Below are 26,676 nucleotides of genomic sequence, written 5' to 3' on the forward strand. Positions count from 1 at the left end.
ATTTGTTTTTCAAATTTATTATGTCATCATAAACAAGGATTAAATTTTAAATCGGAGAAACTAAGCATGACTTAACTGGGCAACGATTGCATATAGCAATAAAATAGACGATTCACATTTAATTTAAACCAAAAAATTTACTCAATGAGGATTAAATGAAACCAGCAATTGATGAGATTTCCCAAAATAGTAACATACTAAATCATTGTGGAAGAATTGGAGTTGTCGCAAATCAAACCTCTGTCAATTCTCAATTTGTTCCTTCAACAGATATTATTTATGAAGCGGCAAAATTTGCACAAGGAAGTTCTGTAAGTTGTGTTTTTGGTCCTCAACATGGTTATTATCAAACAGAACAAGATAACATGAAAGAAACGCCAGATGATATTTATAAATTTAAAGACGGAAATTCTGTTCCACTGTTTAGTTTGTATTCAAATACTCGTGCACCAACAAAGCAACAAATAGATCTTGTAGATACTTTTATTATTGATTTACAAGATATTGGATGTCGTGTTTATACTTACATGCTTACCTTAGCGGCATGTTTGCGATCTGCTGCGCAATACAATAAAAAAGTTGTCGTTCTTGACCGTATAAACCCTCTAGGATTATGCAATAAAGATACAAAAGGAAACTGGATTTTTGTCGAAGGCAACAAACTCGAAACAAAATGGCATAGTTTTGTAGGTTGGTATGATATTCCAATGAGACATGGATTGTCTTTAGGGGAACTGGGATATTATTTTATAAAACAAGACAAACTAAAAGTTGACTATAAAGTTGTACCAGTAAAAAATTTAACACGTAAATTATCTATTGCCGCTCTCAAAACTACCAAATGGACAATGCCATCACCAAATATCCCATGCTGGGAATCAGCATATTTTTTTCCGGCATTTGTGTTACTTGAAGGAACAAACATTAGCGAAGGAAGAGGCTCTACAATTCCATTTCAACTTATTGGAGCGCCATGGCTTGACTCTAAAAAATGTATAGAATTTTTAAATAATAATAAAGAAACTTACTTATATAATCCAAAAATTGATAATAATTTTGCAATAAGACAACACAATTTTAGACCAACCTTCAATAAACACATGGGTGCAATTTGCAATGGGATACAATTTCACATTGAAAATCCAGATAATGTTAATTTATTTGCATTAGGATTGAGTTTCTTATATTATTGTATTACAAACCATAGAAATGATTTTAAATGGACTTCTCCTGGATATGAGTACAACTATAAGGATCTCCCTATTAACTTAATTTTGGGTACAGATTCTTGGACGCATTTTTTTGAGTCAAGTTCAGAAGGTTCTTTTAAAACACTTAAGTCTATGCTGTTTAATTCGCAAGAAGAAGCTCAAAAATTTATTAAATCTGTAGAGGATTTATTAATATATAGAGAATAATTATGTCTAAAAATAGCTTTTCAAATTTAATGATTTCAAATATTTCAAAGTTTTCAATAGATATAAAATATTTTTATTTTATTATTCCTGCTCTTTTTGTTTACACAGGGATCAAAACATCATCATTGATTTTAAATTGGGAAAAAAATTTATCTTATTACTTACCAAAAAATATATTAATAGAAAATGCCGTAAACTTAAGTCTATTACAAATTTTTTATCTATCCGCCTTAGTATTTTTTTCACTTATAACATCTGCATCTATTATTAGATTTTGCGCAGGTATTATTTTAATCAAATCGCAATTAAAAGTTCAACGATTTTTTAGTTTTATTACTACAATCATCTTTTTTATAACAGCTGAAAAAGATGGATTTTTTTTTGGGGATGAGGAATATAAAACAGGGTGGCTCATTGAGTTAGCAAAATTTTACAATATATTATTATTATTATTTATTTTTTTATCATTAATTCTATTATACATATCAATAAATAAAAATAAAGTATCGCGAAGAGTGAGAATATCTTTTATATTTCTTATTTTTATAATCTATTTATTTTATGATTTTAAAAGTATCAGAAGTTTTAGAGAAGAAACAAAAAATAATATTGAAAATATTGATATCAATTTCATACTACTTAACTATAATGAAAAAAAGATCAAGGATCTTAAAAATAATGAATATTTTAAATATATACTAGATAAATTTAAAACAAAAGAAACAACAATTTCATTAGTATCAAATAATAATTTAAGCAATATGACTTCTTTTTTAACAGGATTATATCCATTTGAAAGTGGCATAAGAAATGATTTACCAAACAACTCAACCATTGATTACTTAAATAGTTTTATAAAAAAATATAAAAATACCAAATACTATATATACACAAGCAATATTGCTAAACCATCTAGTTTAGGTGGAATAATTAAAAATTTTGACAATGGAATAGTATGCGATAACGATCTAAATTCTATGTTTACATATCTAAAAATAAAAGCTCTTAACTATTTTTTTATTTTTATTCCAAACAATTTTATTTTAAATAACTTTCCAAAAGTTTTATGTTTAAAAAATTACTCCAACTTTAATGACAATATTTTACATGACTTATATAGAGCCACAAATATCAATAGTAACAAAAAAATATTTCTATCATTTATTGACGAAGATGAAAAATCATTTGATATTTTAAAGATAATCGAAAAATTTAACGAAACAATAGAAAGCAACAAAATAAAAATTAACTTAATATTTATTGATTCACAATCACTTTATTCTAGAATTATTGAACTTACAAATGATAAAAAATTTGAGCCTACAAGAACAATAATAACTCAATTTTCTAATAAACAAATTCTTTATTTTCCAATTTCAAATAAATTTGAATATCAAGAAACTTTAGATGAAAAAATTAATAAAATAAACACACCTATAGTTGTGGAAAAAAGAATCACAATAAGCCAAAATTTAAATTTTATATCCTCTTTAAATTTAAAAAGAAAATACATTTGCTATGATAATGAAGGAAATATTCAATACAGCGGTATTTTTGAAAAAAAATCAAACAAAATACCTTTAGAAATATTAATTAACAAAATAAGTTTTGAGCATAGTTTATGTGAAAAATTTATTGAAAATAGCTTTATTAATGATATTAATCTTCCTTTAAATAATAACACATTTAAAAAAATATTTTTATTTAATTTGGATAAAATATGAAAAGAAAAAGAATCAATAAATTATTAAAATTTTTATTTATAAGCATAATTACCCTTACAATAGTTATTTTTTTTAAGGAAAGAATTTATTATTTTTTAATTAACTTTAGTAGTTCTGAAAAAGCTATTGAACAGTTAAATATTAATGAATTTATTAAAATAAAATTATCAAATAATGATCTTGATTTATTTAAAATTACCAATAGAGTTAATGACAAAAACATATTTGAATTGTTTAATTTTGAGAAAAAACAAAAAAACAAAAATTTTGATTTTAATAATTACTTAGACTTTAATAAAAATATTATCGCCATCAATAAAATCAACGACAGCACATTTAATATAAAAAGAAAACTTACTACCGATAAAAAATCTATAATTCAAAATCAAACCATGATATTACTTCCTGGAGATAGTATAATTTGTGACTGTTTATCACTTATATCTAATAAGTTACTTGTATTTGAAAATACAGTGTCAGCTGCAAACAAAATAGACACTGTTGATACTATAACATTTATTTATGACGATGATACTAACGAAAACTTTGAGATCAAAAGAAATATAATTTCAAAAGTAAAAATACCTAATAAAAAAAATAAAAAATCATTAAAAATCGTTTGGAAACAAACAAATACGGGATCACTAATATTTAAAGGAATTGAAGAAAATCAACCTGAAAAAAAATCAATTTTTATTACATTAAAGTCAGATAAAATTAACAAAGATATCATTAATTATTTTAATAAAGAAAACATATTTATAAATTTTAATACATTTCCTGTATCAACTGAATACAAGCATAATTTAAAATCTTTAGAAGCATTAACAATTCCTATAAACATTGGATTATCATATGATTCAGAAGATATATTTAAAAATAAAATCAAAAAACTTTTTAATTTAATTAATGATAATAATAACGATTTTTTAAGAATCAATATAAACCATAAATTAGAAGAAGATAATCAGATTGAATATGCTAATTCTTTAATAAATATTAAAAGGAACCGATCATTAAGATACATTCCTGAATACGTTAATCAAATTATTGAAAATACGAGTTCACACTTTATCAGAATTAATATTAACTCTAACTCAACAAAAAATTATAAGCTAATTGAAAAAATTATTAAAGATATTAACAAATCTCATAACTTACTTATTATTTCTGGGAATAATTTTGATTTTTACAATAATCATTTAATTTCAAAGCAAGCAACTATTCTTTATCTTCCTGGCACTGATGTTCAAACAACTATTGCAAAATTAAATCAATTTAATACTCAAAAATCTATTAACCATTTAGAAATTATGGATAATTTTTTAAAAGTAGTTTTACAAAAAAACGACAATATCATTGAAGAAGAAAAATTACTTTCTGTAAATGCAGAAAAACAAGAGTTTTTTATTCAAAATGATAAATATTATACTACTAATAAATTTAATGTTCCATTTAATGAACTCAAGAATTTTGAAACCTTAATAAATAATTATCGTTCAAAGTATAGAATTAAAGACTTTAATTTTTCATTTACAAAGTTTAAAAATTCAAAAATCAAACTCTATTCAAAAGATCCAATTATGCGCTGTTTTTCTAATTTGAATTTCACAAAACATTTTTTTACCTTTGATGAAAAGTTCAAATACTATCTTGCCGAACTCAAACTTGAAAGTGAAAAAATTATTGATAAATGGGATGTAAGTTGTTTTGTGTATAACAAAAATTTTTTCCATGATTACAAAATTGAGGCAATTATAGATGAAAAAAAACTCCAAGGAATATCTCTTGGAGTTGGAGAGTTTTTGCTTTATCCTAGTAACGAAAACATTCAAAATAACACGCTATTTTTAAAAAATTATGAAAATTTATCTTTACTGTTTTCGCATGAAAAACCAATTATCAATTCTCTGATTCCAAATGTTGAAGCAATTATTTGGTCTCATCACTACCCACACCGCATGTTGCATCTTAATCAATCTGTTGCTTCAAACGAAAAATTATGACACTCCGCAAAAGTTTAAGCTTAAATTTGCTATTGATTGCGAAATACAACATATCCTTGTAAATGTTTCTATAATTGGAGTCACCCACTCCCAGAGGTTCCGCATACACAGAAAATAATTTGATAACCAGGATTTATATGTATAAAATTATGAACTTAAGCAATGTCACAGTATCAAATATTCTAGAACGCAACGTGCTTCTTAACAAAATCGCTAAAATTATAAGCAAAATACACTTTTCACAAAAAAATTAAGAGGAAAAAAATGGATCTCAATAAGCTACCTCATACAAAAATTGTTTGTACTCTGGCGCCTCTTCGAGCACTAAAGACATGATCTCTAAACTTATTGATGCCGGAATGAATGTGGCACGCCTTAATTTTTCGCATGGAGAACATGCAACTCACGCAGCAAACATTGCAACAATTCGCGAACTCTCAAAAGAAAAAAATATTCCTATCGCTATTTTGCAAGATCTCCAAGGCCCTAAAATTAGAACAGGAAAACTCAAAGAAGGCGGTTTGCAATTAAAAAAAGGCCAAACCGTTACACTAAGATATGCAGCAGAACAAACAACACTCGATTTTATCCCAATTGATTATCGCGAATTGTCGACTGACGTTAAGATTGGAGCACGAATCTTACTTGACGATGGCTTGCTTGCCATGAAAATTACAGACATCAAAGGCTCCGATGTTGAATGCGAAGTGATCCACGGAGGATATCTAAAATCACGCAAAGGGGTTAATTTTCCTGAATGCCACCTATCAATCCCTGCGACCACTGAAAAAGATATCAAAGATCTTCTTTTTGGCGTTGCGCAAGGAGTCGACTACATCGCACTTTCATTTGTCCAAACTCCAACAGACATTTTAAAGTTAAAACAAATGCTCCGCGCATTAGGCGCTGATATTCCTGTTATTACAAAAGTAGAAATGCTTGGTGCAGTTCAATATATTGATGAAATATGCAATGTTTCTGATGGAATTATGGTTGCTCGCGGTGACTTAGGTGTTGAATGTGGATTTGCTAATGTTGCAGCATACCAAAAAAAGATTATTGAAACAGCCTTAAGCAAAGGAAAGCCAGTCATTGTAGCAACCCAAATGCTCGATTCTATGATTGAACATCGAAGACCAACCAAAGCAGAAGTGTGCGATGTTGCCAACGCGGTGTTTGATCACGCCGATGCAACAATGCTTTCTGGAGAAAGTGCTTCTGGTAAATATCCTGAGTTAGCTGTTGCAACAATGCGCAACATTCTAGATCGCGTTGATAAAAGTAAAAGAATAGCGCCTCTCGAACAAATTCCATTAACTATCCAAGAAGCAGAATCTTCTGCAGAAGTTTTTGCACGAACAACTGTAGAGTTGGCTGAAAAAATGAATGCAACTGCAATTATTTGTTTAACATTAACAGGAAGTATGGCGCGCTATGTCGCAAAATTTCGCCCACAAACTCCCGTTATTGCATTTAGTCCAAGACCCGATGTGGTTCGCAAGCTCAGTTTAGTGCGCGGTGTTTTAGGCGTTTTAAATAATATTTTTTATGATACTGATACTGCTTTTTCAGAAATTGCAAAATATCTTGCTAAAGAAGGCTACGTTAAAGAGGGGGATCTGTTACTGATAACCGGCGGAATCCCTGTGAGCCAAATGCTCCCGACAAACACTATAAAAGTACATCGAGTGGCAAAGCTTGATCTTGCTTAATATAATTATAGGTAAGAGCGAAGACCTAAAGCATTGCGCGCTCGCTGCGTAACAGAGTCCGCATAGCGTTTTGCATTTTGGTAGCCTGGCTGTAACAATTCGCGAACCTCGGAATAATGATTGCAGTAGTACTCATACAATTCTCGTTTTGTTCCAAACACACGTTCATGCTCATCAACAAAATCTTTTTTTGCGTGACCATAGCCATATCCAAACCCTTTTTCCAATCGATCCTTCATATAGTTGATAGCTTCTGTTGACGCAAACGTTTTGAATATTTGAAAAATCAAACAATCATCTGGGTTTTTGGGTTCGTCTAAGGTTTTAGAATCAGTTTTAATTTCTTTTACCTTTTTTTCGAGTTCTTTTTTAGTTGTAAAAATAGGTATTGTATTATTATAGCTTTTGCTCATTTTCCGATCGCCATCAATACCTAGTAATAAAGGTACGTCTTGAATAATAGGCGTCGGTTCAATAAATACATCTGTTGCAGTTAAGTTGTTAAATAATTTTACCATATCAGAGGCATACTCGAGATGCTGTGATTGATCCTTACCAACAGGAACATATTGACTGTCAAAAGTGACAATATCGGCGCTCATTAAGGATGGGTAAAAAAACAAACCTGCAGTTGGCTGTTTCCCATTTGCAATCGCATCTTTATATGCGTGGGAGCGCTCTAACTGACCAACCGCTGTTGCACAGGATAGGTACCACGCGTTTTCTTGAATTTGTCTAAAGTCACTTTGTAAAATAATTGCGTTTTTTGAAATTTCAAAACCAAGAGCAAGGTAAATGGATATCAAAGGGTGTGTCAATTGTCCTGGCTTCGCAATTTCTCTCTTATTTGTCAAACCATGCCAATCGACGCACATTAAAATAACTTCATTTTTAGAATCTTTTGACAGCTCAATACAAGGTTTCACGGATCCAAAATAATTGCCAAGATGAACCTCACCAGTTGGCTTTACACCAGTTAAAAATCTTTTTTTTTCACTTAAAGTTTTTTGGATAGGTTTATTTGTCACATTTAGATCGAATTCTTGCATTTTAAGGAGACTCCTAAGTTCTTTAAAAAACTGAAAATACAGACAATACCAATATCATGTTAAAATTTTATTTACAATCCAGTGCATCTTTCAAAAAAAAATGGTAAGCAATAAAAGCTTCCTTTTTCCTATTTTTTGTCGTAAAGGCTATTGACCACAGGGGAAAAGTTGACACTGATGGGGATTGTGTTTGTCCAGAAGAATGTGAAAAAATAGAACTATAAAGTTCTTGCTAGCTATCTATAAGAGGGTAATTATGACTCTAACCAAAGACAAGATTGTCGAATTAATTCGTTCCAAGACTCAGTTTTCTTCACAAGAAGCAAAGAACTTGGTGGAAAGTATTTTAGAATCCATTAAATCTAAACTTGAAAATGGTGAAGAAGTTAAAATTTCCGGTTTTGGAAAATGGGTCGTACGTGAAAAGAGAAGTCGTCCAGGGAGAAATCCTCATACAGGACAACGTATTGAAATCTCTGCGCGTAGAGTGGTGACCTTCCATCCTTCCGAGAAACTAAGAGAGGCTGTTAATAATGCTGACCTAGATGATAGTAAGGTTGTAATGGCAGGTACTCACGAAGATGACTACAACGAATAAAAGAAATAATTAAATTATTTCTTTTTTGCAGAAGCTTTTTTAGCGACTCCAACTCTTTCTTTTAAAGATTTTGCAACACGAAAACTAATTTTCTTTGAAGCAGGTATTTTAATTTCTTCGCCTGTTTGAGGATTACGACCTTTGCGTGCTGCACGATCTTTACAAGTCAAAATTCCAACTTTATCAATACGAACCTTATGTCCTCCAGCAACATTATCTTCAATCGCTTCTAAGAATGCGGAGATAACTTCTTTCGTAATTTTTTTAGGTAACTGATCAAAACGCGCTGAAACATCAGCAATGATTGCGCTAGTAGGAACTGTTGTGATTGAACTTTTTGTCTTTGCCATAATATAAAACTCCATGTGTTAATTAAAGACACCGATTACCCGGAAATTTGTATTTACATTTCATTCGCTCATAATGCAAGATTTGCAGTAAAAAAATCTGATCCAATTTACCGAAAAGAAAATTCACAGTAGTTTATTAAAACAAAATTCTATTGGCGAGTACCAGAAAAGAAAGGCTGAACTAGAGAAGATTACAATAAATTAGGACAAGCGATAAACATGAATCTTTCTTCTTTAATATTAAAATATTTTTTTCCCTACGCCGACAAAAAGGAGTTTAATAAGTGGGCAACTTTTACATTAAGCGCTGCTGTAGATTTTCTCGAAAATAAAGATGGACAAAAACTCCATGAATACATTTCTCCAAATGATATTGCAAAATTATTTCAAGATTTTTTGATTCCTGAAAAAGGTAAAGATTTATTTGATGTTTTATCTGAAACAATGAATCATATCGTTAAAAACTCAGTTAAAGTTTCGCATCCTTTTTATATTGGACATATGACAGGTGCATGCCCAAATTTTACAATATTATGCGATCTCATCATAAGTTTTCTTAATCAAAACGTAGTTAAAATAGAAACAGCGCTTTCAGCAACATATGTTGAACGCCAAATACTTAACTGGATGCACAATTTAATTTATAAAAATAAAAAATTTTTAAACAAAAAAATTTTTGAAGATTCTAATTATTTTCTTGGCAGTTTTTGTAGTGGAGGAACTATAGGTAATATTACCGCATTGTTAGTTGCAAGAAATAAATTATTTCCAAGTATTCATAAAGACGGCGTTAATACGGCATTTAAAAAAAGTGGTTGTAAAAAAGCTGTTGTACTTGTGAGCTCTCGCGGACATTACTCAATCAAAAAGGCTGCTGCAATTCTTGGTATTGGCGAAAAAAACGTAATACCAATACCTTGCCATAGAGATAGTAATAATATAGACATTAGAAAATTAGACGACACAATTAAAAAATTAATAAAACAACAAATAAAAATTATTGCGATAATTGGGATAGCTGGAACCACTGAAACCGGAAATATTGATAATTTAAATCAACTTGCTACCATAACAAAAAAATACAAAATCTGGTTTCATGTTGATGCTGCGTGGGGAGGCGCATTGCTTTTTAGCAAAAAATACCAAAGTAAATTATTAGGAATCGAAAAAGCAGATTCTGTTGTTTTAGATGGTCACAAATTTTTATTTCTCACATTGTCAAATAGCGCTGTGTTATTTAAAGACGCCTATGCCCTAAATCTTATAAAACATAATGCAAATTATATTATTAGAGAAGGAAGCGGTGATTTGGGCAAAACCTCGATTGAAGGCAGCAGACGTTTTGATTCTTTAAAACTTTGGTTTGCGATAAAAATAATAGGACGTGAAGGATACGAAGCGCTTATTAATAATGCTATTGAAAACGCTTTCTTATTTAAACAAATGATTGATAGCCATCCAAGTTTTGAAATGACCAATATTCCCGAAACAGGAATTGTAACTTACCGTTTTATCCCAAAAATTTTAAAAGTAAAATTACAATCAGCAAAGAACATTTATCATTTGAGCAAATCACAACAAACTGTTGAATTAAAAAGAAATTTTACAAAATTACAGAAAGAATTTCTACCCTTAATAGTAAAAATAAATGATTTTATTAATGAATTAAATATCAATTTGCAAAAACAACAAAGAAAAAATGGCAACAGTTTTGTTTCCAGAACTCTCCTCGAATCTGTATGGGAAAGACAAGAAATTGTCGTGCTGCGCGCAATTCCCTTTAACCCCCTCATAAAAATCGAAACACTTTCCGAAATTCTTAAAGAACAAGAAGCCATCGGCAATGCTTTGTTTGAATCTGAGTTTCCTGACTTCTTGAAACAAGTACCTTTAGCAGTTAGTTTTGTTTGCAAAGTTTAACAACTTATAACTGGAATATTTTGGTATTGCTAATCCAGTTAAATGTCTTAGAATGGTTAAATAGAGGATTCTATAAAGATACGTTACTGTTCGCAATTGTTATTCATTATGACCGCAAAGGAGTAACTCAATATGGCTGATAAAAAAGCAACAAGCCGCACATTACCGCTTTTGCCTTTAAGGGAGTTACTTGTTTTTCCACACACAGTTGTTCCTCTGTTTGTCGGGCGAGAAAAAAGTATAAAAGCCCTTGATGATGCCATGGCAAAAAACCGCGAAATCTTTCTTGCGGCTCAAAAAAAACCAAAATCAAATGATCCTTTACCCGAAGAAATATATGAGTTTGGAACAATTGCACAAATTCTACAGCTGCTCCGACTTCCTGACGGAACAGTTAAAATACTTGTAGAAGGCAAAAAGAGGGGTCGTATTGTCAAATACATTGACTCCAATGATATGCTTGTCGTTGAAATTTCAGAAGTTCAAGAGCCAAGTGGCCGTTCTGCAGAAAACGAAGCCTTAGTCAGAACTGTAAAGCAAGCATTTGATACATATGTAAAATTAAATAAAAAAGTTCCGCCAGAAATGGTTTTTTCAATTTCTAGCATCGAAGACGAAAGCAGACTTGCAGACACGCTCGTCGTTCAATTATCAAATCTAAAACTTTCGGATAAACAAAGAATTTTAGAAACAATTGACCCTGCAAAAAGATTAGAAGAAATATTCAGCATTATCCAATCAGAAATTGAAATTTTACGAGTTGAGAAAAAAATCCGTGCTCGCGTTAAACGCCAAATGGAAAAAACTCAAAAAGAATATTATTTAAATGAACAAATGAACGCAATTCAAAAAGAGCTCGGTAACTCTGATGACATCAGAACAGAAATTGCAGAGATTGAAAGCAAAATTAAAACCAAAAAATTGAGCGAAGAAGCAAAAGAAAAATTAAAAAAAGAAGTAAAAAAACTGCGTACCATGAGTCCCATGAGTGCCGAAGCGACCGTCGTGAGAAATTACATTGATACTGTATTGTCTCTACCTTGGACAGATTATTCTCCTGTCATTCGAGATCAAATTTTTGCTGAAACTGTTCTTAACGAAGATCATTTTGGACTCGAAAAAGTAAAGGAACGTATTCTTGAATACCTCGCAGTGACAAGTCTTTCTGATAAAATTAAAGGACCCATTTTATGTCTTGTAGGACCTCCAGGGGTTGGTAAAACAAGTCTTGCTAAAAGTGTTGCCCGTTCAACGGGGCGCACATTTGCTCGTATTGCACTTGGTGGTGTTCGTGATGAGGCTGAAATTCGCGGTCATAGAAGAACATATATTGGAGCGATGCCTGGCAAAATTTTAAATGCAATTAAAAAATCAGGAAGTGGCAATCCTGTTATTCTACTCGATGAAATTGATAAAATGAGTTCAGACTTTAGAGGCGATCCATCAAGCGCAATGCTTGAGGTTCTTGACCCAGAACAAAATCATGCCTTTAATGATCATTATCTTGATCTCGATTACGATCTTTCGCAAATTTTATTTATCGCAACTGCCAATAGCCTTAATGGTGTGCCAAAACCATTATTAGATAGAATGGAAATTATTCATTTAAGTGGCTACACAGAACAAGAAAAAATCAATATTGCACAACAACATCTCATTCAAAAAGCAGTAAAGGCAAACGGACTCGATAAAACTGAACTCAATTTTGAAAACAATGCCCTTGAAGAACTTGTAAGATTTTATACAAGAGAAGCAGGAGTGCGCAGTTTAGAAAGAGAAATATCCAGTGTTTGCCGCAAGATAGCAAGAGAACTGCTTAAAAATAACAAAAAGACAACAAGCAAATTGCCTAAAGAAAAAGACGCTGTAGAACAACAACCGCAAACAAAACTCCAAAATCTTGAAGGCTTTAAAGCACCGCTCATTGATGCGGCTCTTGTGCAAAAATATCTTGGCCCTCGCAAGCACAGCATTGGAGAAAAAGAAGCCCGCAATGAAATAGGAATAGGGCAAGGACTCGCCTACACAGAAGTGGGTGGCGATCTACTGGTTACCGAAGTTGCAATAATGAGCGGAAAAGGAAACTTAAAAATTACAGGAAAACTTGGCGACGTGATGCAAGAATCGGCTCAAGCTGCTCTTACCTATGTGCGCTCGCGTGGGGCATTTTTAGGTCTTGAGGATGAATTCTACTCAAAAATTGATATTCATGTTCATTTCCCAGAAGGCGCAATTCCAAAAGATGGACCAAGCGCCGGAATTACAATGGCCACAGCATTGGTTAGCGCATTAACAAAAAAACCATTTAACCGCGAAGTCGCAATGACAGGAGAAATCACATTACGAGGCCGCGTATTGCCAATAGGAGGCTTAAAAGAAAAACTCTTAGCAGCACACCGTGGCGGAATAAAAAAAGTGATTATTCCTAAAGAAAACGAACGAGATCTCCTTGATATACCAAAAAATGTTCTAGAACAAATTGAAACTATTCCTGTCGATCATATGGATACTGTGTTGTTGCATGCAATTGCGTGGGAAAATAATGATGCACTCGAAACAAAATTAAAAAATTCTCAAGCAATTACTCTTGCAAATGTTTCTACAATTGGAAATCAACCACTTATTCACCATTAAATATTTGAGAATTGGCAATGACGGAATTGATCAGTTATTCCGCTCTCGAGGAAATTAAACTTCAATGGCTTGCTATGATCGACACCATTGAAGATCCTCTTGTTTTGATTGATACCAATTACCAAATTATTCGAGAAAACAAAGCCTATTTAAAAGCTATAAAAGCAAGAGTTCCTAAGATAAATTTTCATAATTTAAATGGCAAAAAATGTTACGAAGTTTTTGCAAATCGCAGTGCCCCCTGCCAACATTGTCAAGTCACAACTCTGAATTTAAAAGAAAAAGATGCTGAGTGGATAACCTCACAACTTATTGAAAATAAAACTTATTCAATAAGAGCCCATAAGATGCTCAGTGACACAAATCCAGAAGCAACTCGTTTTGTTATTCATTATCGTGATATTACTGTTGAAGATAATTTATTAAAAGCGCTTTCACACACCGAAAAACTAGCTGCAATTGGAAAATTAGCTGGAGGCGTTGCCCATGAAATCAACTCCCCTCTTGCAGCAATATTGGCATTTTCTCAAGTTGTATTATCAGAAATTGAAAAAAATTCTCCTTATCGTTCTGATCTTGAGCAAATTGAAATTGCCGCAAAAAAATGCAAAGAAATTGTAGAAAATTTATTAAGTTTTTCTAGGCAAGAAAATAAAATTACGGATCAAAAATCATTTCATTTGCTAGCAGAAATTCAAAAAACATTAAAACTTGCAAAAGGGTTATTGCAAAAAAAACACATTAAAGTTATTTGGAATATTTACAATGAAAATAATGACTTAATACAAGGGAGTCCAGGACAAATTGGCCAAGTTTTTTTAAATTTAATTACAAATGCAATTCAAGCGATGAAAAATGGCGGGATAATAGAATTTAGAAGATTTGATGAAAAAAACTTCATCTGTATAGAAGTTGCAGACTCTGGCTGTGGAATAGATGATAAAGTTATAAATAAAATATTTGAACCATTTTTTACAACTAAAACCGTTGGAGAAGGAACAGGATTAGGGCTTTCAATCACATATTCGCTTGTTAAACAGCATGGGGGAGAAATTTCTGTTTCTTCGACCTCAAATGAAGGAAGTGTTTTTGTTGTGAAATTTCCAATTAAAAAAACTACCTAATATTCAATACTACATAAAATAGCTATTAAATAATAAATAATCTCAATTGAACGCGCATTTTTGTTATTAGGAAGCTTTTCAAAATCAACTCCTTTAACTTTTTCAAAAGATTTATCAATTATTTGATAATATTTGTCCTCAGATTTAAATAAATTGTTTATAAATTTTTTATTATCTGTTTTATCCAACACAATTATCATTATAAAACATTTTCTCTTAAATGCATCAATTGTGCAAAAAGAATTGTCTTGGCAAGAAGTAATAAGCTCTAATATAAAAAATTTTTTAACAATTTCTCTTTCTTTTTTTAAAAATTCTTTTGGATTATCCCAAAGTAATTTTAGTTTATTAATTTTCGCTTTTTCCATAAAATAACATCTTTCTTTTAAACTTAAAAAACATTTAATAATTTTTGGATTTTTAAGGAAATATTTAATCTGCAAAAAGGAATCTTTATATGGTATTTTTTTTCCTTGAAAGATCTCTGCTATAACTGAATTCAGCAAATCTGAATTTAATTTCTCGCATTTTTGCTCCAAAATATTTTTATTTTCATTTTTTATTGAACCAAAATTTGTAGAATTAGACGCGTGATTTTGAAAAGTATTTATCGCAAAAGGGTTATTTTCCTTAGAGTAGCTATTAACACTACTAATACTATTAATAGATTCTGTCCTCGTAAATAAATTTAAAGGTTTGTGAGGTTGAACAGCAGTTGCTGTTATAGGTAATACAGGTCTAGAGAAAACAGGCGTAGAAGTTGCTTTAGGTTCTCTAAAGCTTGAAAAAAACTGACGCGATATTTTTTCTATAGGATTCCTAAGACTTTGAAAGCCTTGTTTATTTCTCGATCTCTCAAAACTATGTGTTGAATTTTGATGTGAGTTTTTTTGCTCTAAAAAAATTTTTAAATTTCTTTCTACTTCTTCACGATAAATACGATTTTTATAGTACTGATTAGAAAATATCAAAAGGTATGAACACATGCTTTTAAAGTAACAATATGCATCTGTTGTAGTATAATCTCTCAAAAAATCTAGCTGATTTAAACTGCAATAAAATTGCTTTGAAATTGATGTTTTTGAAATTGCATTTTCAAATCCTTTATTTAAACTTAATTTATCATTATTTTTTAATACATAATTTTTATGAAATTCAATATATTTTTTTTCATTATTTCTAGATTCAATATAATTATTAAACTCATGATTTTTTGCATCAGCACTTAAAACCACGGGAACAGTCAAAAAACTAAATGTAGATTTTCTATAATACAATACTTTGCATCCGCTCACACCATTATAATTTAGTAATTTAAACCTTTTTATTAAAAAATCTTCTGCTAATGAAGTGTTAGACAAAACTCTTTGATTGGACATTTTTTCAAGTAATTCAATGTTAATGATATAAAATAAATAATCTATATGGTATTCATTAAAAAAATTTTCATTTCTATTTTCTTTAAATCTAAATTGACCACAATAAAATTCTATAAAGCTAGAAAATTTTTGAAGAGCCTTACTATCTCCTCGTTTTGCTCTGTATTCTTCAAATGCCAATTTAATAGCTTCAATAATTAATTTTATTTTAGAAAACTTATCTGATTCTTTTTTTAATAGTTTGTAATTACCATCTCTTACTTTATCAGTTATCCCAATTTCATCTTCAAATAACATTTTATTTTTAAATATAAATTCGTAAATAATAAATGAAAAAAGCATTTTAATAATATAAATTTTATTATTATGATTTATATTAATTTGAGTATTTATTTTAACCAAACTCACTTTTAAATGATTTTCAAAATTTTCTTTATCAAATTTTTGTTCTTTAAGTGAACACAAATAAAGATCAGTTGCAATAACCGTTTCCTTAAATTGCTTCTCTAAAGTTAGATTAATGTCTTTTCGATACTCTTCAAAATAAAATTCAATATTTTCAATTCTTTTTATTATACTTATATTTTTTCCAACAAACAAAAAAAACTCGATAATAAACTTTTCAAATGACTCGTAAATTTCTTCAAAATTTAGTAAATTATCTTTTTTTTCTATTAATTGTTTACTTTCATCTAACAATTTATAAATTTCATTTTTATCAGAACCTGCACATTTTTTACAAAAATAGTTTAAAAATTTTATAAAATCATTTATTAAAAAAACAGCCGGAATAATTATTTTGTTGTTATTTATTTGATTTGAACTCATTTATTCCCCAATTCTTAGGATTAGGTTTTACTAAGATAATAAAAAAATCACTCAATTTAATATTTAAGCAATTTACATGCCAAAACATAATTTTTATAACATTTTATAATTATTAATTATTAAATTTAAAAAATAAAATTTTTTTATTTTTTACTCTTTAAAAAGAAAATTAATGAAATTAATTTTGAAATTATAAATTAATGAAAATATTTTTGATTAAAATATTAGCAAAACAAAAAAGCCGGTTTCTTAAAATTAAGAAACCGGCTTTTCTACGCGAATAGATTAGCAGAATCTATTTGCTTTCCCTATGAACAGTATGTTTACGGCAAAATTTGCAGTATTTTTTTAGTTCAAGCTTTTTAGTAGACGCTTTTTTATTTTTTGTGGTTGAATAAAGGTTATTACCTGAGCAAGAAACCTTGCCATCTCCACTACAAATAAGTTTAATAATATCGCGCATTTAATAACTCCTAATTCTCTTTTTATGCAGACGCAAAAAAACGCAGTCGGGCAGACCGTACAAACAAAAACATTTTTTTGCAAGCGGTTTCTTAAAATATATGTTAGTTAAAAATACTTTGAGGAAAATACGAAACCACATTCGTCACAAAGGCCATTTCGTCATGACTTTTCTTTTACCGCTAGAAACATTAAAAGAACTTATAGAAAACGATCTTCTTGGTGAAGATACTCTTTCTCAAGCTTCTCTACAAGTTATTAATCCTATTAATGAAATCAATAAAGCCTACCATTACCCTCTTAAAGCTGGAGGCAAAAGAATTCGTCCTCTATTAGCGCTTTTAACAGCAGGAGCCCTATCTGGACGCCAGGGAATTGAAACAGCTCGCCCCTCTGCCCTATCTCTCGAAAAAATTCATACTTATTCTTTGGTACACGATGACCTCCCTTGTATGGATAACGACGACTTGCGCAGAGGAATGCCGACAACTCACAAGATTTATGGAGAAGCAAAAGCACTTCTTGTTGGGGATGCATTATTAACAGAAGCATTTGCAGCCATCGCAAAAACCCCATTACCCCCTTTGCAGCATAAAATATCACTTGCACACTTTATAACAGATTTGGCTGAAGCTTCTGGGACTAAAGGTATGATACTTGGGCAATGGCTGGATATATCTTTGAGTGGTATGCATGACCTAACCTGGGAACAACTTGAAGTTATTCATAAAAATAAAACTGGGATGCTACTTGGTGCTAGCCTTTCTTTAGGATTTTTGGCTGGTTTGGCATGTTATGAGAACAGCCATATTCCTTGTAATTGGAAAATGTTACACAGTAATATAAAAGAATCGGGTGTTTTAATTGGACTCTCCTTTCAAATCATCGACGACATTCTAGACAGCACCCAAACAGAGCAACAACTCGGAAAAACTGCAGGAAAAGACCTCGCTCAGCAAAAACAAACCGCGGTAAGACTATTAGGAATCACAAAATCCAGAGCACTTGCTAAAACTTATACGGAACATGCAATAAGTTTATTACATGATGCGCTCAACCATTGTCAGCAAGATAATTTAGCATTAGAAACTTCTCATTATAAAAACTTATTGTTTGATATTATTAATCATCTACTTTTGCGTGAATATTAAAATCGTTACATTTCTTTCAGTGAATGCAAATTCTTCATCCTATAATTAAAAAAATTTACTTAAAATGTATTTAATACTTCTTTAAACTTGATTGCTTATTAATTTAAAAGGCAAGATTATGAAAAGTAAGATTAGTTTTTTATATTTTATTTTATTTTTATTTTTAATTACCTCATGTTTAACACCTAAAAAAAGACCAAAAAAAGTAACAGAACCCCAAACTCGAGCTGAAGTCAAAGATGATGTTAAAGATGAAGTTAAAGACGAGGTTAAATCAGATGTTAAAAATGAACTCAGTAAATCAGATGTTAAAATTCAGGAAAGTCTTAATTTGATTGAAAGCGTTAAGGTAGAAACAAATAATAAATTTAATAGTCTTGAAACTCAAAACAAGGATCATGAAATACGACTTTTTGAATTAGAAAATGCAATAAAAAAATTAAACGCACAAACGAATGACCTAAGCCAAGACAATTTCATGACAAAAAAATCAATCGCCATCCTAAAAAACGACATCAATAGCTTAAATGAGATACTCATTACAAACAAAAGAGATATTGATATTATAAAAAGAGGTCTTCGTTCTGGCGTATATGATGACTTTGATTTACTAGAAAAAAAACCTCCAGGAAGCCTTGGGGTTACAATGCTTCCTGATTTAAATTCTGGTAGAGACGGCTATAGCGAAAAGGCAAATTCTTTGCAATCAATGAACATGCAACCCATAACAACAATGCCAAACGAAAAAGACGGGAACCCCCAACAAATGCTCACGAGCGCTGAAAAAAAGATGAAAGATGCCCAATATTCAGAAGCGCTTAATACTTTAAGTTTGGTCAAAAAGAATTTTCCAAACTTTCAAGACGATGGGAGAGTCTCTATTCTCTCTAGTGAAGCATGGCTAAGGCTTGGACAATACAATAATGTTCTCCAAGAACTCCAAAGTTTTTACCAAAAAAATCCCAATAGTCCAAACCTTGCACATGCAAAACTTTTAGAAGGACTTTCTTTTGAGATGTTGAATAGCAAGGCTAAAGCAGCACAACTCTACCAAGAAGTCATCTCTCTTTCGCCGCAAAGTATGCTTGCCCAAAACGCGCGCGAAGCCATGTTACGTATGAGAGATTCTAAATAGTTATGGTGTTCTTATTATATAAGTAACTCTAAATACAAGTAAATTTAAAGTAAATCACCAATTAAATTTATAAACATTTAAAATTATTATAATTTCAAAGAAAAAACCGAGAATGATTCACTTAAAATATAAAAAGAAATTATTTTTGTGTTGCAGTATAGTATAAGGCGTGCTATTAATCACGCTAGGAAACCTAATGGGGTAACCCAAAAATGATGTCGTTCGGGTATTATTTTTGCCTGCCTAAATTAAATATTTCTTTCCTTTTGAACTCTTGCCTTTAGCATTATCCTTTCTATTTTTTCCTTTCACTTTCCCTCCTCAGAGGGACGACGCAGCCGCCGAGAACCGAACAAACCGACGGCTAGTATTTTAAAAAATAGTTTTGACTATGTTGGCTTTTGCACACCGGTTTTTTCAAAAATCTCTTCTTTAGCAAATTTTCTCAGCTTCCCAAGTGATGTATCAATTTTTTCAATATTTCTATTAATTGTCGAGACCATATCTCCAAAGTTTTCGTGATCAAAAGCCGGGTCCATGTACCGACGAGACTGTGTATCCTCACTCAGTTCTTCTAAAAATCCTTTTGCAACAAAAAGCGCATTATTCACATCATGAATCAATTCACGCAAATGAAGGCTTACCATGTTAACAATGACTTCAGGAGTTTGTTCTTGTGACATAAGAGATAGACCCCTAATAACTAGCAACTTCTCTACAACTGTTAAATTTTATTGTAAATTCTTTGCTTGTGAAATGAAAGACGCAATGGCATGAGTCACTAACCTGACACATTTACCAGAAGCTCCCCCTCCCTCTGACCAAAGTCCGTTGGGTTTATCGCACCACATGTAGGTGTCAATATGATTCCAATTTGTTTGAGTAATAAATTTTTTTAAAAAGAGAGCTGCGGTAATAGATCCAGCAAATCCCGACGAACCACTATTTTGCAAATCAGAAATACTAGACTCTAAATAAGATTCATACTCTGTAGGTAAAGGCATTGGCCAAACCCAATCTCCTGTTTCGATACCTGACTGAAATAATAATTGCGTCGTAGACTGATCGTTGCCAAATAAAGAATCAATCATTGTCCCGAGCGACACCCGAGCCGCGCCTGTCAGGGTTGCAAAATCGATAAGCCAATTGGGTTTTTCATCGCAAGCCAAACAAAGCGTATCAGCCAAAATCAATCGCCCTTCGGCATCTGTATTGTCTATTTCAACTTGTAACCCATTTTTTGCTTTGTACACGTCACCTGGACGCATTGCATTACCAGAGATCATGTTTTCAGCAAGCGGTAGCCAACAGGTGAGTTTTAATGGCAACTGCATTCTCGCACATGCTAAAAAAACCCCCAATGCCGCAGCCGATCCGCCCATGTCTTTTTTCATGATTTTCATACCAGAAGGTGGTTTTATGTCGTATCCACCCGAATCAAATGTGATCCCCTTACCAACCAAACTCACATGTGATATTTCAGCGCAATTATGATTTGAACAATAAGAAAGCTTAATCAAACGCGGTAAAATTTGACTTCCTTTGCCCACTGCACAAATTAAACCGCATTCTTCTTGCTGCAATTTATTAAAATTCATAATTTCAATTTGAATATGGTTTGGATTTTCTGCCTGTTCACACTCATATTTAACCAATGATCGAATAAAAACTTCGTAAGTTTCTGGATTTAAAATATTAGCAGGCATATTTACAAATGTTCTTGTATAACACATTGCATCGCTAAGAGCATAGGCTCGCTGCAAAATTGCCTGAGTAAAAAAAGGCTCTTGTAAACCAATTAAAATATTATTTAACTTGTTAGACTTTTTAAAAACTTTGTTAGAAATTGATTTTTGTAATAAACCAATTAGAAACTCGTGCTGTTCACCCTCTAGCAAAAGTTTTAAATCATCAGAAAAAGAGAGAGTAAAATTTAAAGAATTATCAAATTTACTTGCCAAAGATTGCAAAGCGTGTGCCAAAATGGCTCCGGTATGACTGGCTATATGGGCTTTACCTGGCTTTTCAAAACCAATTTTTTTTGGCTCATCTTTAGGTGCTATAAAAATAAACTGCTTACCACTTGGATCCGTTGGATATAAATTTTTTGGCTTTAGTTCACCAACAATAACGAATGGAGAAATAAGTGTTGCAGAATTATTTAAAAAAAACTCCTCGGTGACGATATAAACAGAAAAATGATTAGGTAACGTGTTACTTTTAATTTTATTAAAATCTTCTGTTGTATAGGTTTTAAAAGTAAAGTTTGGCGCTAAAAACCAACCAGAAAAAAAATTCATCTTGCTATCCCACTGTTTAAACTTAATAAAGTATTACGCAAAACAAGACTCGATTCTCCTTTTTTTCTTTTTGCAATCAGCAAATACTTTTGCATAGAAACTTTTTTTGCTGCTAAAAATTGCGCGTAAAAGTTACTGGAAGCAAATTGAAAAGAGCTTGAGTTGTAATGCGTTATCACCTTACACAAATCGCGCGAACCTGTTTCATCGATTGCGCGCAACATACCGTTAACACCATGATTATATGCTGTTAATGTTAGTGGCCAATTTTGAATTTTATCAAAATCACTTTTTAAAATTTTCATTGCAACTTTTGTAGAGACGACTGGATCTGTTCTCTTGTTAACAGCTCTTTCTCCCTCAAACATTTTCATAGTACCTGGCATAATTTGCCACAAACCCATTGCACCAACTTTTGAACCAGCGAGTGAATTGTAACTACTCTCAACATGCGGCAATAGAGCCAATTCTAAAGGCAAACCACTTTGCTTTACGATAGGAAAAACAGATGGCAGATAATTGATGCTACGTTGAATACCCGCTTCAAATTGTGTTTTGAGTCCTGTTTGAATTCGCAAATTGTCCATAGCATCAAATAAATATTTTTGCGTTAATTCATTTTTTTTAAATAATTTTGCAACACGCAACTCTTCAGAAGTCCATTTGTAAGAAGGTTGATGAAGTTTTCGCGATATACTGTATAAAATTTTGTAATATTTTGCTTTGTGTCTTTCAACCAATTCTGTACGTTGGGATTTATTGCTTGGCAAAGTCAATATTGCATAAATACGAGATAAATTTCTTTTATCATGCAAAAATGCTTCGTGATTATCAATTTCAGTATACACTCTCTCCCAAAACCTGACATTATTTTTCAGACAACTTAAATATGGAAATGCCTCTAAGTTTCCAATTGGTATTTTAGTTTCTGTAATTTTATTATAATTGTTTGCATTATCTCGCATGACACGATTACGACCATTAGAATGGTCTTTATCAATGGAAGAAGAAAAATCTTTAGCAATATCTTGCATATCAAAATTTTCAGATTTTATATTACTCTCTCTTGTTAATTTATGATTATTTTCTGTTTCTTTATTTTTAAAACGAGCTGTGTTGTTAGAATCTGGTTTATGATTAATAATTGGATTATAATAAAGAACTGGAGTTTTTCCTGCTTGGGGAGGCAAATCGATTTTAAGATCTAAACACTGCAATTCTGAAATACAAAACCCTTGAAAAATAAACAGACAAGAATGAATTATTGTGCTAAAATTAAATTGCAAATCTTTACTAAACATAATAAATCCTCAGAGAAAAGGCTTCTAAGCCAGCCATAAGCAAAATACTGCACTTAGAAAGAGGTAATATGTGTCGCATATTTAAGTGGATTTTCCCAGCAATTCTTATTTTATTTTTATTAGTCATTCTGGAATTTGCACTAAAAGCATTTCATATTCCTGATTATATTATTCCTTTGCCAACACAAGTTGTAAATGTCATTTTAACTGACTGGGAAATTATTTTTCAAAATTTACAAGTTACGATTATTGAATGGCTACTCGGCATTTTTCTTGCTATTTTGACTGGCTTTACAATCTCCTTGATTTCTTTTAAATCTCAAAAAATACACTCATTTTTAGCACCACTTCTTGTTATCTCGCAAAGCGTACCTTACTTGGTATTTACACCAATTTTAATGATTTGGCTAGGACTTGGGATTGCTCCAAAAGTTGTATTGGTTGTTTTAACATGTTCGTTTCCTATTTCTCTTGTTCTCATGCAAGACCTAATTTCTGCAAAAAATGAATACAAACTTATAGTTGACATGTTTCGACTTAAAGAATCAAAAGCGCTTTACCATATATATTTACCGTACGCACTGCCTGGTTTTTTTAATGCACTTAAAATAAGCACCAGTTACTCTTTTGGCTCAGCGGTTCTTGCTGAATTAATGGGCAGTGAAAGTGGGCTTGGAATTTATTTACTAAGAGCCCAAGCAACATTTTGCAGTGATAAAGTTATTGCAGTAGTGGTAATAATTGTAATTATTAGTATTACAAGCGTAACATTGATTGAATTACTTAGAAAAAAAATAATTTTTTGGAATACTTTTAAAAAATAGGTTCATAATTCAATGATTAAAATTAATGTTAAAAATTATACTTATAACAATAAAATAGCCGTTTTAAAAAATATTAACATTGCGCTACAGCAAGGATCGATAACCTGTTTAATAGGACCTTCTGGTTGTGGAAAATCTACTTTTCTGCGCCTTTTAATGGGAATGGAATGTGGTGCTGATGGTTTTATTGAATTCCAAAAAAACACTTTAGAGTTTTCAAATTGGAATAGTTCTCAAACTTTATTTACTATGGTACCGCAAATACCCCATTTGTTACCTTGGAAAAATATTATAGAAAATATCATTTTAGCAATTCCCAAAGAAAAAGTAGCAAGAGAAAAAATCTCTGCATTTGATATTGCATTTGAAGCACTTAAGATAGTACAATTAGAGACTCACTTTAAAAAATATCCTTTTGAAATTAGTCTTGGCATGGCGCAACGTGTTTCTTTAGCGAGATCTCTTGTTATGGATGCACAGGCTATTTTACTTGATGAACCCTTTGCTTCGCTTGATGCTTATACCCGTTTAATATTACAAAATTGGTTAAAACAAAAAATCGCAGAAGCCAATAAATATGCAATATTGGTAACCCACGACATGCACGAAGCCTTTAATATATCACAAGAAATTCATGTACTCTCTGGCTATCCAGCTGAAATTGCAAAGACCTACAGTGAGCCAGATAAAAATTTGTTTGTGCAATATGAAAACGAAATTTTAACCTTATTAGGTGGTGATTGTATATCATAAATTATTAAAACAAAAAAATAAACAGAAAATAACAATAATTTAAATAACATACATAATTATTCATAAGTTGATAATAATTTAATTTTACTTATTTACCAGAAACGAACGTATATCCCCGACTTCATAAGTCGGGGATATACGTGAGCTTAAAAGACCTTGCACCAAACGGTGCAAGGTTGAATTGAAAGCCTGACGAGGCATGCAAAAAGACGATAGGAATTTTTGCTTGTCGAAAGTTGGCTTTAGCCGTACTATTAATCAGACGTAATTATAATTATTAATTTTTGATATAGAAAATTTGATATTTAAATAAATCGGTAGTACCCTATAATTAATAGGGGAGATTCATGACGATTGAGTTAGATTCTAATAATCATTCTGTATTTAGTTTAAACTATCATTTGATTTTGGTTATTAAATATAGAAAAAAAGTTTTAACAAATCAAAAAATGTTATTGCGACTTAGAGAAATTGCAGAATATATTGGGATAAGCCACAATGTAAAAATTAAGGAAATGAATGGGGAAACTGATCATGTTCATTTTTTGCTTAGAACAAAACCAAACTGTGAACTTTCTAAATATATAAATGCGATGAAATCGGCTACAAGTAGACTTCTTAAAAAGGAATTTCCTGAAATCAAAAAAAAACTTTGGGAAGAATCTTTTTGGACAACATCTTATTGCTTAGTAAGTGTAGGCAGTGCTCCTATAAATGTTCTGAAAAGGTATATTGAAAGCCAAGGTGGAGTTGAGCATTAATGATAACAACATATCACTACAGAATTAAAGATTCAGGGAAAGCAAATAGGGTGCTATCTCAAATGTCTCGTTCTGTAAATATGGTATGGAATTTTTGTAAACAAACTCAACAAGATGCTCTTAAAAATAAATCCGTTAAATTAATAGATGATAAAAAATCGGATGAAAAAATTTCTATTCCGTATTTTTTTTCATCTTCAGAAATGGATGGATTAGTTGCAGGAAGTTCAAAAGAACTAGGTCTTCATTCTCAAACAGTTCAGGCTATTTCTCAAGAATACATCACACGTAGAAAACAATTTAAAACACTCTTGCGTTGGCGTGGTAAAAAATCTCTCGGATGGGTGCCATTTAAATCATCTGCAATTAAAATTCATAATGGAAAAATATCTTATAATAAAAATGAATTTTCTTTTTGGAATTCAAGAGAACTACCAGAGGATGCCAAAATAAAAACAGGCTCATTTTGTCAAGATAGAAGTGGGCATTGGTATTTAAATGTTGCTTTTGAAAGTGAGCAAACAGGAATTAAAAGGGATGAAGACAAAGAAATTGGGATTGATATTGGAATTAAAATCCTTGCAACATGTTCAAATGGTGAAAAGATTGATAGACCAAACTTAAGAAAAAATGCTTTAAAAAAACTTCGCTATTTAAAAAGATGCCAACGATTTGCACAAAGAAAACAATCAAAAAGTAAAAAATATCATTCTCTTCCAAAGTCAAAACAAGAAAGAAAACTGCATGTAAAAGTAGCCAATATAAGACAAGACTATTTGCATAAAGAATCTACAAAACTTGTTAAAAAATGTTCCCTTATTGTTGTAGGTGATGTTCCTTGTAAATTCATGAATCGCAATAAAAAGCTATCAGGAATATCACTCGATTCAGGAATAGGGATGTTTAAAAATATGTTGAAGTACAAAGCCGTTAGAGCTGCTTCAATATACAAAGAAATTTCAGAAAGAGATTCAACTCGGACGTGCTCAAAGTGTAGTGAAATACTACCACGGATCGGGCTTGGAGTAAGAACATGGACTTGTGAAAAGTGCAAAACGATCCATGATCGTGATGTCAATGCGAGTATAAACATACTCAACGCATACAAGAACATGTTCCCTATCGGGCATGATAGGCCGACTCGTACGAAGAAAAATTCTAGCTAGTTTTTCTTTTGTATCTAGGGAATCCCCTTCCTCAAAAAATCGACGTTAGGAGGTTTTTAGGCAGGGGAGGATGTCAATGAC

At 31.3% G+C, this 26,676-nt stretch carries 21 protein-coding genes; 14 read left to right on the plus strand and 7 right to left on the minus strand.

The annotated features are described in order from the left end of the window. Positions 1–155 precede the first annotated feature (155 nt). From Spiro2_RS08205 to pyk, 4 genes are all read left to right on the plus strand, one after another. Complete coding sequence (locus tag Spiro2_RS08205; protein WP_338635232.1) at positions 156–1,418, plus strand: DUF1343 domain-containing protein; 1,263 nt, start codon at positions 156–158, stop codon at positions 1,416–1,418. Between the two features lie 2 nt (positions 1,419–1,420). Beyond that, the gene (locus tag Spiro2_RS08210; RefSeq protein ID WP_338635233.1) at positions 1,421–3,142 is read left to right on the plus strand and encodes a hypothetical protein; all 1,722 of its coding nucleotides are present in this window, start codon (positions 1,421–1,423) and stop codon (positions 3,140–3,142) included. Then, entirely contained in the window at positions 3,139–5,148 is a 2,010-nt protein-coding gene (locus Spiro2_RS08215; protein WP_338635234.1) for a hypothetical protein, read from the plus strand. Before Spiro2_RS08210 ends, Spiro2_RS08215 begins: the two co-directional genes overlap by 4 nt. Positions 5,149–5,447: 299 nt before the next feature. After that, positions 5,448–6,860, plus strand: a complete 1,413-nt coding sequence (gene pyk, locus Spiro2_RS08220) for a pyruvate kinase (protein WP_338635235.1) — start codon at positions 5,448–5,450, stop codon at positions 6,858–6,860. A 5-nt stretch (positions 6,861–6,865) separates the two neighbouring features. Here the strand turns inward: pyk and trpS are convergent, their stop codons facing one another. Then, positions 6,866–7,909, minus strand: a complete 1,044-nt coding sequence (gene trpS / locus Spiro2_RS08225) for a tryptophan--tRNA ligase (RefSeq protein ID WP_338635236.1) — start codon at positions 7,907–7,909, stop codon at positions 6,866–6,868. Positions 7,910–8,165: 256 nt separating this feature from the next. Here trpS and Spiro2_RS08230 point away from each other — a divergent pair, with 256 nt between their 5' ends. Beyond that, the gene (locus Spiro2_RS08230; RefSeq protein WP_338635237.1) at positions 8,166–8,507 is read left to right on the plus strand and encodes an integration host factor subunit alpha; all 342 of its coding nucleotides are present in this window, start codon (positions 8,166–8,168) and stop codon (positions 8,505–8,507) included. Positions 8,508–8,521: 14 nt separating this feature from the next. Here Spiro2_RS08230 and Spiro2_RS08235 read toward each other — a convergent pair whose 3' ends face one another. Continuing rightward, positions 8,522–8,857 carry an HU family DNA-binding protein gene (locus Spiro2_RS08235; RefSeq protein ID WP_422397992.1) on the minus strand — a complete coding sequence of 112 codons (336 nt, stop codon included), beginning with the start codon at positions 8,855–8,857 and terminating at the stop codon, positions 8,522–8,524. A 219-nt stretch (positions 8,858–9,076) separates the two neighbouring features. On the opposite strand from Spiro2_RS08235, the gene Spiro2_RS08240 reads away from it, so the two are divergent. The 3 genes from Spiro2_RS08240 to Spiro2_RS08250 all read left to right on the plus strand — a co-directional run bounded on the left by Spiro2_RS08240 (position 9,077) and on the right by Spiro2_RS08250 (position 14,535). After that, on the plus strand, positions 9,077–10,777 hold the full coding sequence (locus Spiro2_RS08240) for an aminotransferase class I/II-fold pyridoxal phosphate-dependent enzyme (RefSeq protein ID WP_338635239.1): 1,701 nt from the start codon (positions 9,077–9,079) through the stop codon (positions 10,775–10,777). Between the two features lie 132 nt (positions 10,778–10,909). Continuing rightward, the gene (lon, locus tag Spiro2_RS08245; protein WP_338635240.1) at positions 10,910–13,411 is read left to right on the plus strand and encodes an endopeptidase La; all 2,502 of its coding nucleotides are present in this window, start codon (positions 10,910–10,912) and stop codon (positions 13,409–13,411) included. A 17-nt stretch (positions 13,412–13,428) separates the two neighbouring features. Further along, positions 13,429–14,535: an ATP-binding protein gene (locus Spiro2_RS08250; protein WP_338635241.1), complete on the plus strand. Its 1,107-nt coding sequence runs from the start codon at positions 13,429–13,431 to the stop codon at positions 14,533–14,535. Here Spiro2_RS08250 and Spiro2_RS08255 read toward each other — a convergent pair. After that, positions 14,532–16,742 carry a hypothetical protein gene (locus Spiro2_RS08255; RefSeq protein WP_338635242.1) on the minus strand — a complete coding sequence of 737 codons (2,211 nt, stop codon included), beginning with the start codon at positions 16,740–16,742 and terminating at the stop codon, positions 14,532–14,534. The genes Spiro2_RS08250 and Spiro2_RS08255 overlap by 4 nt on opposite strands. 295 nt (positions 16,743–17,037) lie before the next feature. Continuing rightward, entirely contained in the window at positions 17,038–17,205 is a 168-nt protein-coding gene (gene rpmG / locus Spiro2_RS08260) for a 50S ribosomal protein L33 (RefSeq protein ID WP_338635243.1), read from the minus strand. Between the two features lie 163 nt (positions 17,206–17,368). Here rpmG and Spiro2_RS08265 point away from each other — a divergent pair, with 163 nt between their 5' ends. Next, the gene (locus tag Spiro2_RS08265) at positions 17,369–18,355 is read left to right on the plus strand and encodes a polyprenyl synthetase family protein (protein ID WP_338635244.1); all 987 of its coding nucleotides are present in this window, start codon (positions 17,369–17,371) and stop codon (positions 18,353–18,355) included. 118 nt (positions 18,356–18,473) lie between these two features. After that, complete coding sequence (locus Spiro2_RS08270) at positions 18,474–19,490, plus strand: tetratricopeptide repeat protein (protein WP_338635245.1); 1,017 nt, start codon at positions 18,474–18,476, stop codon at positions 19,488–19,490. 389 nt (positions 19,491–19,879) lie between these two features. Here the strand turns inward: Spiro2_RS08270 and Spiro2_RS08275 are convergent, their stop codons facing one another. From Spiro2_RS08275 to Spiro2_RS08285, 3 genes are read right to left on the minus strand one after another with little or no spacing between them, the layout of a single operon-like run. After that, positions 19,880–20,173 (minus strand): hypothetical protein, encoded by a 294-nt coding sequence (locus tag Spiro2_RS08275; protein WP_338635247.1) that lies wholly within the window; start codon positions 20,171–20,173, stop codon positions 19,880–19,882. 48 nt (positions 20,174–20,221) lie between these two features. Next, positions 20,222–21,790: a leucyl aminopeptidase family protein gene (locus Spiro2_RS08280; protein WP_338635248.1), complete on the minus strand. Its 1,569-nt coding sequence runs from the start codon at positions 21,788–21,790 to the stop codon at positions 20,222–20,224. Continuing rightward, on the minus strand, positions 21,787–23,091 hold the full coding sequence (locus Spiro2_RS08285) for a lytic transglycosylase domain-containing protein (RefSeq protein WP_338635249.1): 1,305 nt from the start codon (positions 23,089–23,091) through the stop codon (positions 21,787–21,789). The genes Spiro2_RS08280 and Spiro2_RS08285 overlap by 4 nt, the downstream gene beginning before the upstream one ends. Positions 23,092–23,159: 68 nt before the next feature. Between Spiro2_RS08285 and Spiro2_RS08290 the strand changes: the two genes are divergently transcribed. The 4 genes from Spiro2_RS08290 (at position 23,160) to Spiro2_RS08305 (ending at position 26,595) form a co-directional block, all read left to right on the plus strand. Beyond that, positions 23,160–23,915 (plus strand): ABC transporter permease, encoded by a 756-nt coding sequence (locus Spiro2_RS08290; protein ID WP_338635250.1) that lies wholly within the window; start codon positions 23,160–23,162, stop codon positions 23,913–23,915. A gap of 12 nt (positions 23,916–23,927) precedes the next feature. Beyond that, positions 23,928–24,668, plus strand: a complete 741-nt coding sequence (locus Spiro2_RS08295) for an ABC transporter ATP-binding protein (protein ID WP_338635251.1) — start codon at positions 23,928–23,930, stop codon at positions 24,666–24,668. Between the two features lie 353 nt (positions 24,669–25,021). Next, positions 25,022–25,429 carry an IS200/IS605 family transposase gene (tnpA, locus tag Spiro2_RS08300; RefSeq protein WP_338637754.1) on the plus strand — a complete coding sequence of 136 codons (408 nt, stop codon included), beginning with the start codon at positions 25,022–25,024 and terminating at the stop codon, positions 25,427–25,429. Continuing rightward, complete coding sequence (locus tag Spiro2_RS08305) at positions 25,429–26,595, plus strand: transposase (RefSeq protein WP_338635252.1); 1,167 nt, start codon at positions 25,429–25,431, stop codon at positions 26,593–26,595. The genes tnpA and Spiro2_RS08305 overlap by 1 nt, the downstream gene beginning before the upstream one ends. Positions 26,596–26,676: the final 81 nt, after the last annotated feature.

The sequence above is a fragment of the Spirobacillus cienkowskii genome (genome assembly GCF_037081835.1).
Taxonomy (GTDB): domain Bacteria; phylum Bdellovibrionota_B; class Oligoflexia; order Silvanigrellales; family Silvanigrellaceae; genus Silvanigrella; species Silvanigrella cienkowskii.

Bases quoted from the DNA above. Each gene is read 5' to 3' on its own strand.
- Spiro2_RS08205 (WP_338635232.1), top strand. From the start codon at position 156: ATGAAACCAGCAATTGATGAGATTTCCCAAAATAGTAACATACTAAAT.
- Spiro2_RS08210 (WP_338635233.1), top strand. From the start codon at position 1,421: ATGTCTAAAAATAGCTTTTCAAATTTAATGATTTCAAATATTTCAAAG.
- Spiro2_RS08215 (WP_338635234.1), top strand. From the start codon at position 3,139: ATGAAAAGAAAAAGAATCAATAAATTATTAAAATTTTTATTTATAAGC.
- trpS (WP_338635236.1), bottom strand. From the start codon at position 7,909: ATGCAAGAATTCGATCTAAATGTGACAAATAAACCTATCCAAAAAACT.
- Spiro2_RS08230 (WP_338635237.1), top strand. From the start codon at position 8,166: ATGACTCTAACCAAAGACAAGATTGTCGAATTAATTCGTTCCAAGACT.
- Spiro2_RS08235 (WP_422397992.1), bottom strand. From the start codon at position 8,857: ATGGCAAAGACAAAAAGTTCAATCACAACAGTTCCTACTAGCGCAATC.
- Spiro2_RS08240 (WP_338635239.1), top strand. From the start codon at position 9,077: ATGAATCTTTCTTCTTTAATATTAAAATATTTTTTTCCCTACGCCGAC.
- lon (WP_338635240.1), top strand. From the start codon at position 10,910: ATGGCTGATAAAAAAGCAACAAGCCGCACATTACCGCTTTTGCCTTTA.
- Spiro2_RS08250 (WP_338635241.1), top strand. From the start codon at position 13,429: ATGACGGAATTGATCAGTTATTCCGCTCTCGAGGAAATTAAACTTCAA.
- Spiro2_RS08255 (WP_338635242.1), bottom strand. From the start codon at position 16,742: ATGAGTTCAAATCAAATAAATAACAACAAAATAATTATTCCGGCTGTT.
- rpmG (WP_338635243.1), bottom strand. From the start codon at position 17,205: ATGCGCGATATTATTAAACTTATTTGTAGTGGAGATGGCAAGGTTTCT.
- Spiro2_RS08265 (WP_338635244.1), top strand. From the start codon at position 17,369: ATGACTTTTCTTTTACCGCTAGAAACATTAAAAGAACTTATAGAAAAC.
- Spiro2_RS08270 (WP_338635245.1), top strand. From the start codon at position 18,474: ATGAAAAGTAAGATTAGTTTTTTATATTTTATTTTATTTTTATTTTTA.
- Spiro2_RS08275 (WP_338635247.1), bottom strand. From the start codon at position 20,173: ATGTCACAAGAACAAACTCCTGAAGTCATTGTTAACATGGTAAGCCTT.
- Spiro2_RS08280 (WP_338635248.1), bottom strand. From the start codon at position 21,790: ATGAATTTTTTTTCTGGTTGGTTTTTAGCGCCAAACTTTACTTTTAAA.
- Spiro2_RS08285 (WP_338635249.1), bottom strand. From the start codon at position 23,091: ATGTTTAGTAAAGATTTGCAATTTAATTTTAGCACAATAATTCATTCT.
- Spiro2_RS08290 (WP_338635250.1), top strand. From the start codon at position 23,160: ATGTGTCGCATATTTAAGTGGATTTTCCCAGCAATTCTTATTTTATTT.
- Spiro2_RS08295 (WP_338635251.1), top strand. From the start codon at position 23,928: ATGATTAAAATTAATGTTAAAAATTATACTTATAACAATAAAATAGCC.
- Spiro2_RS08305 (WP_338635252.1), top strand. From the start codon at position 25,429: ATGATAACAACATATCACTACAGAATTAAAGATTCAGGGAAAGCAAAT.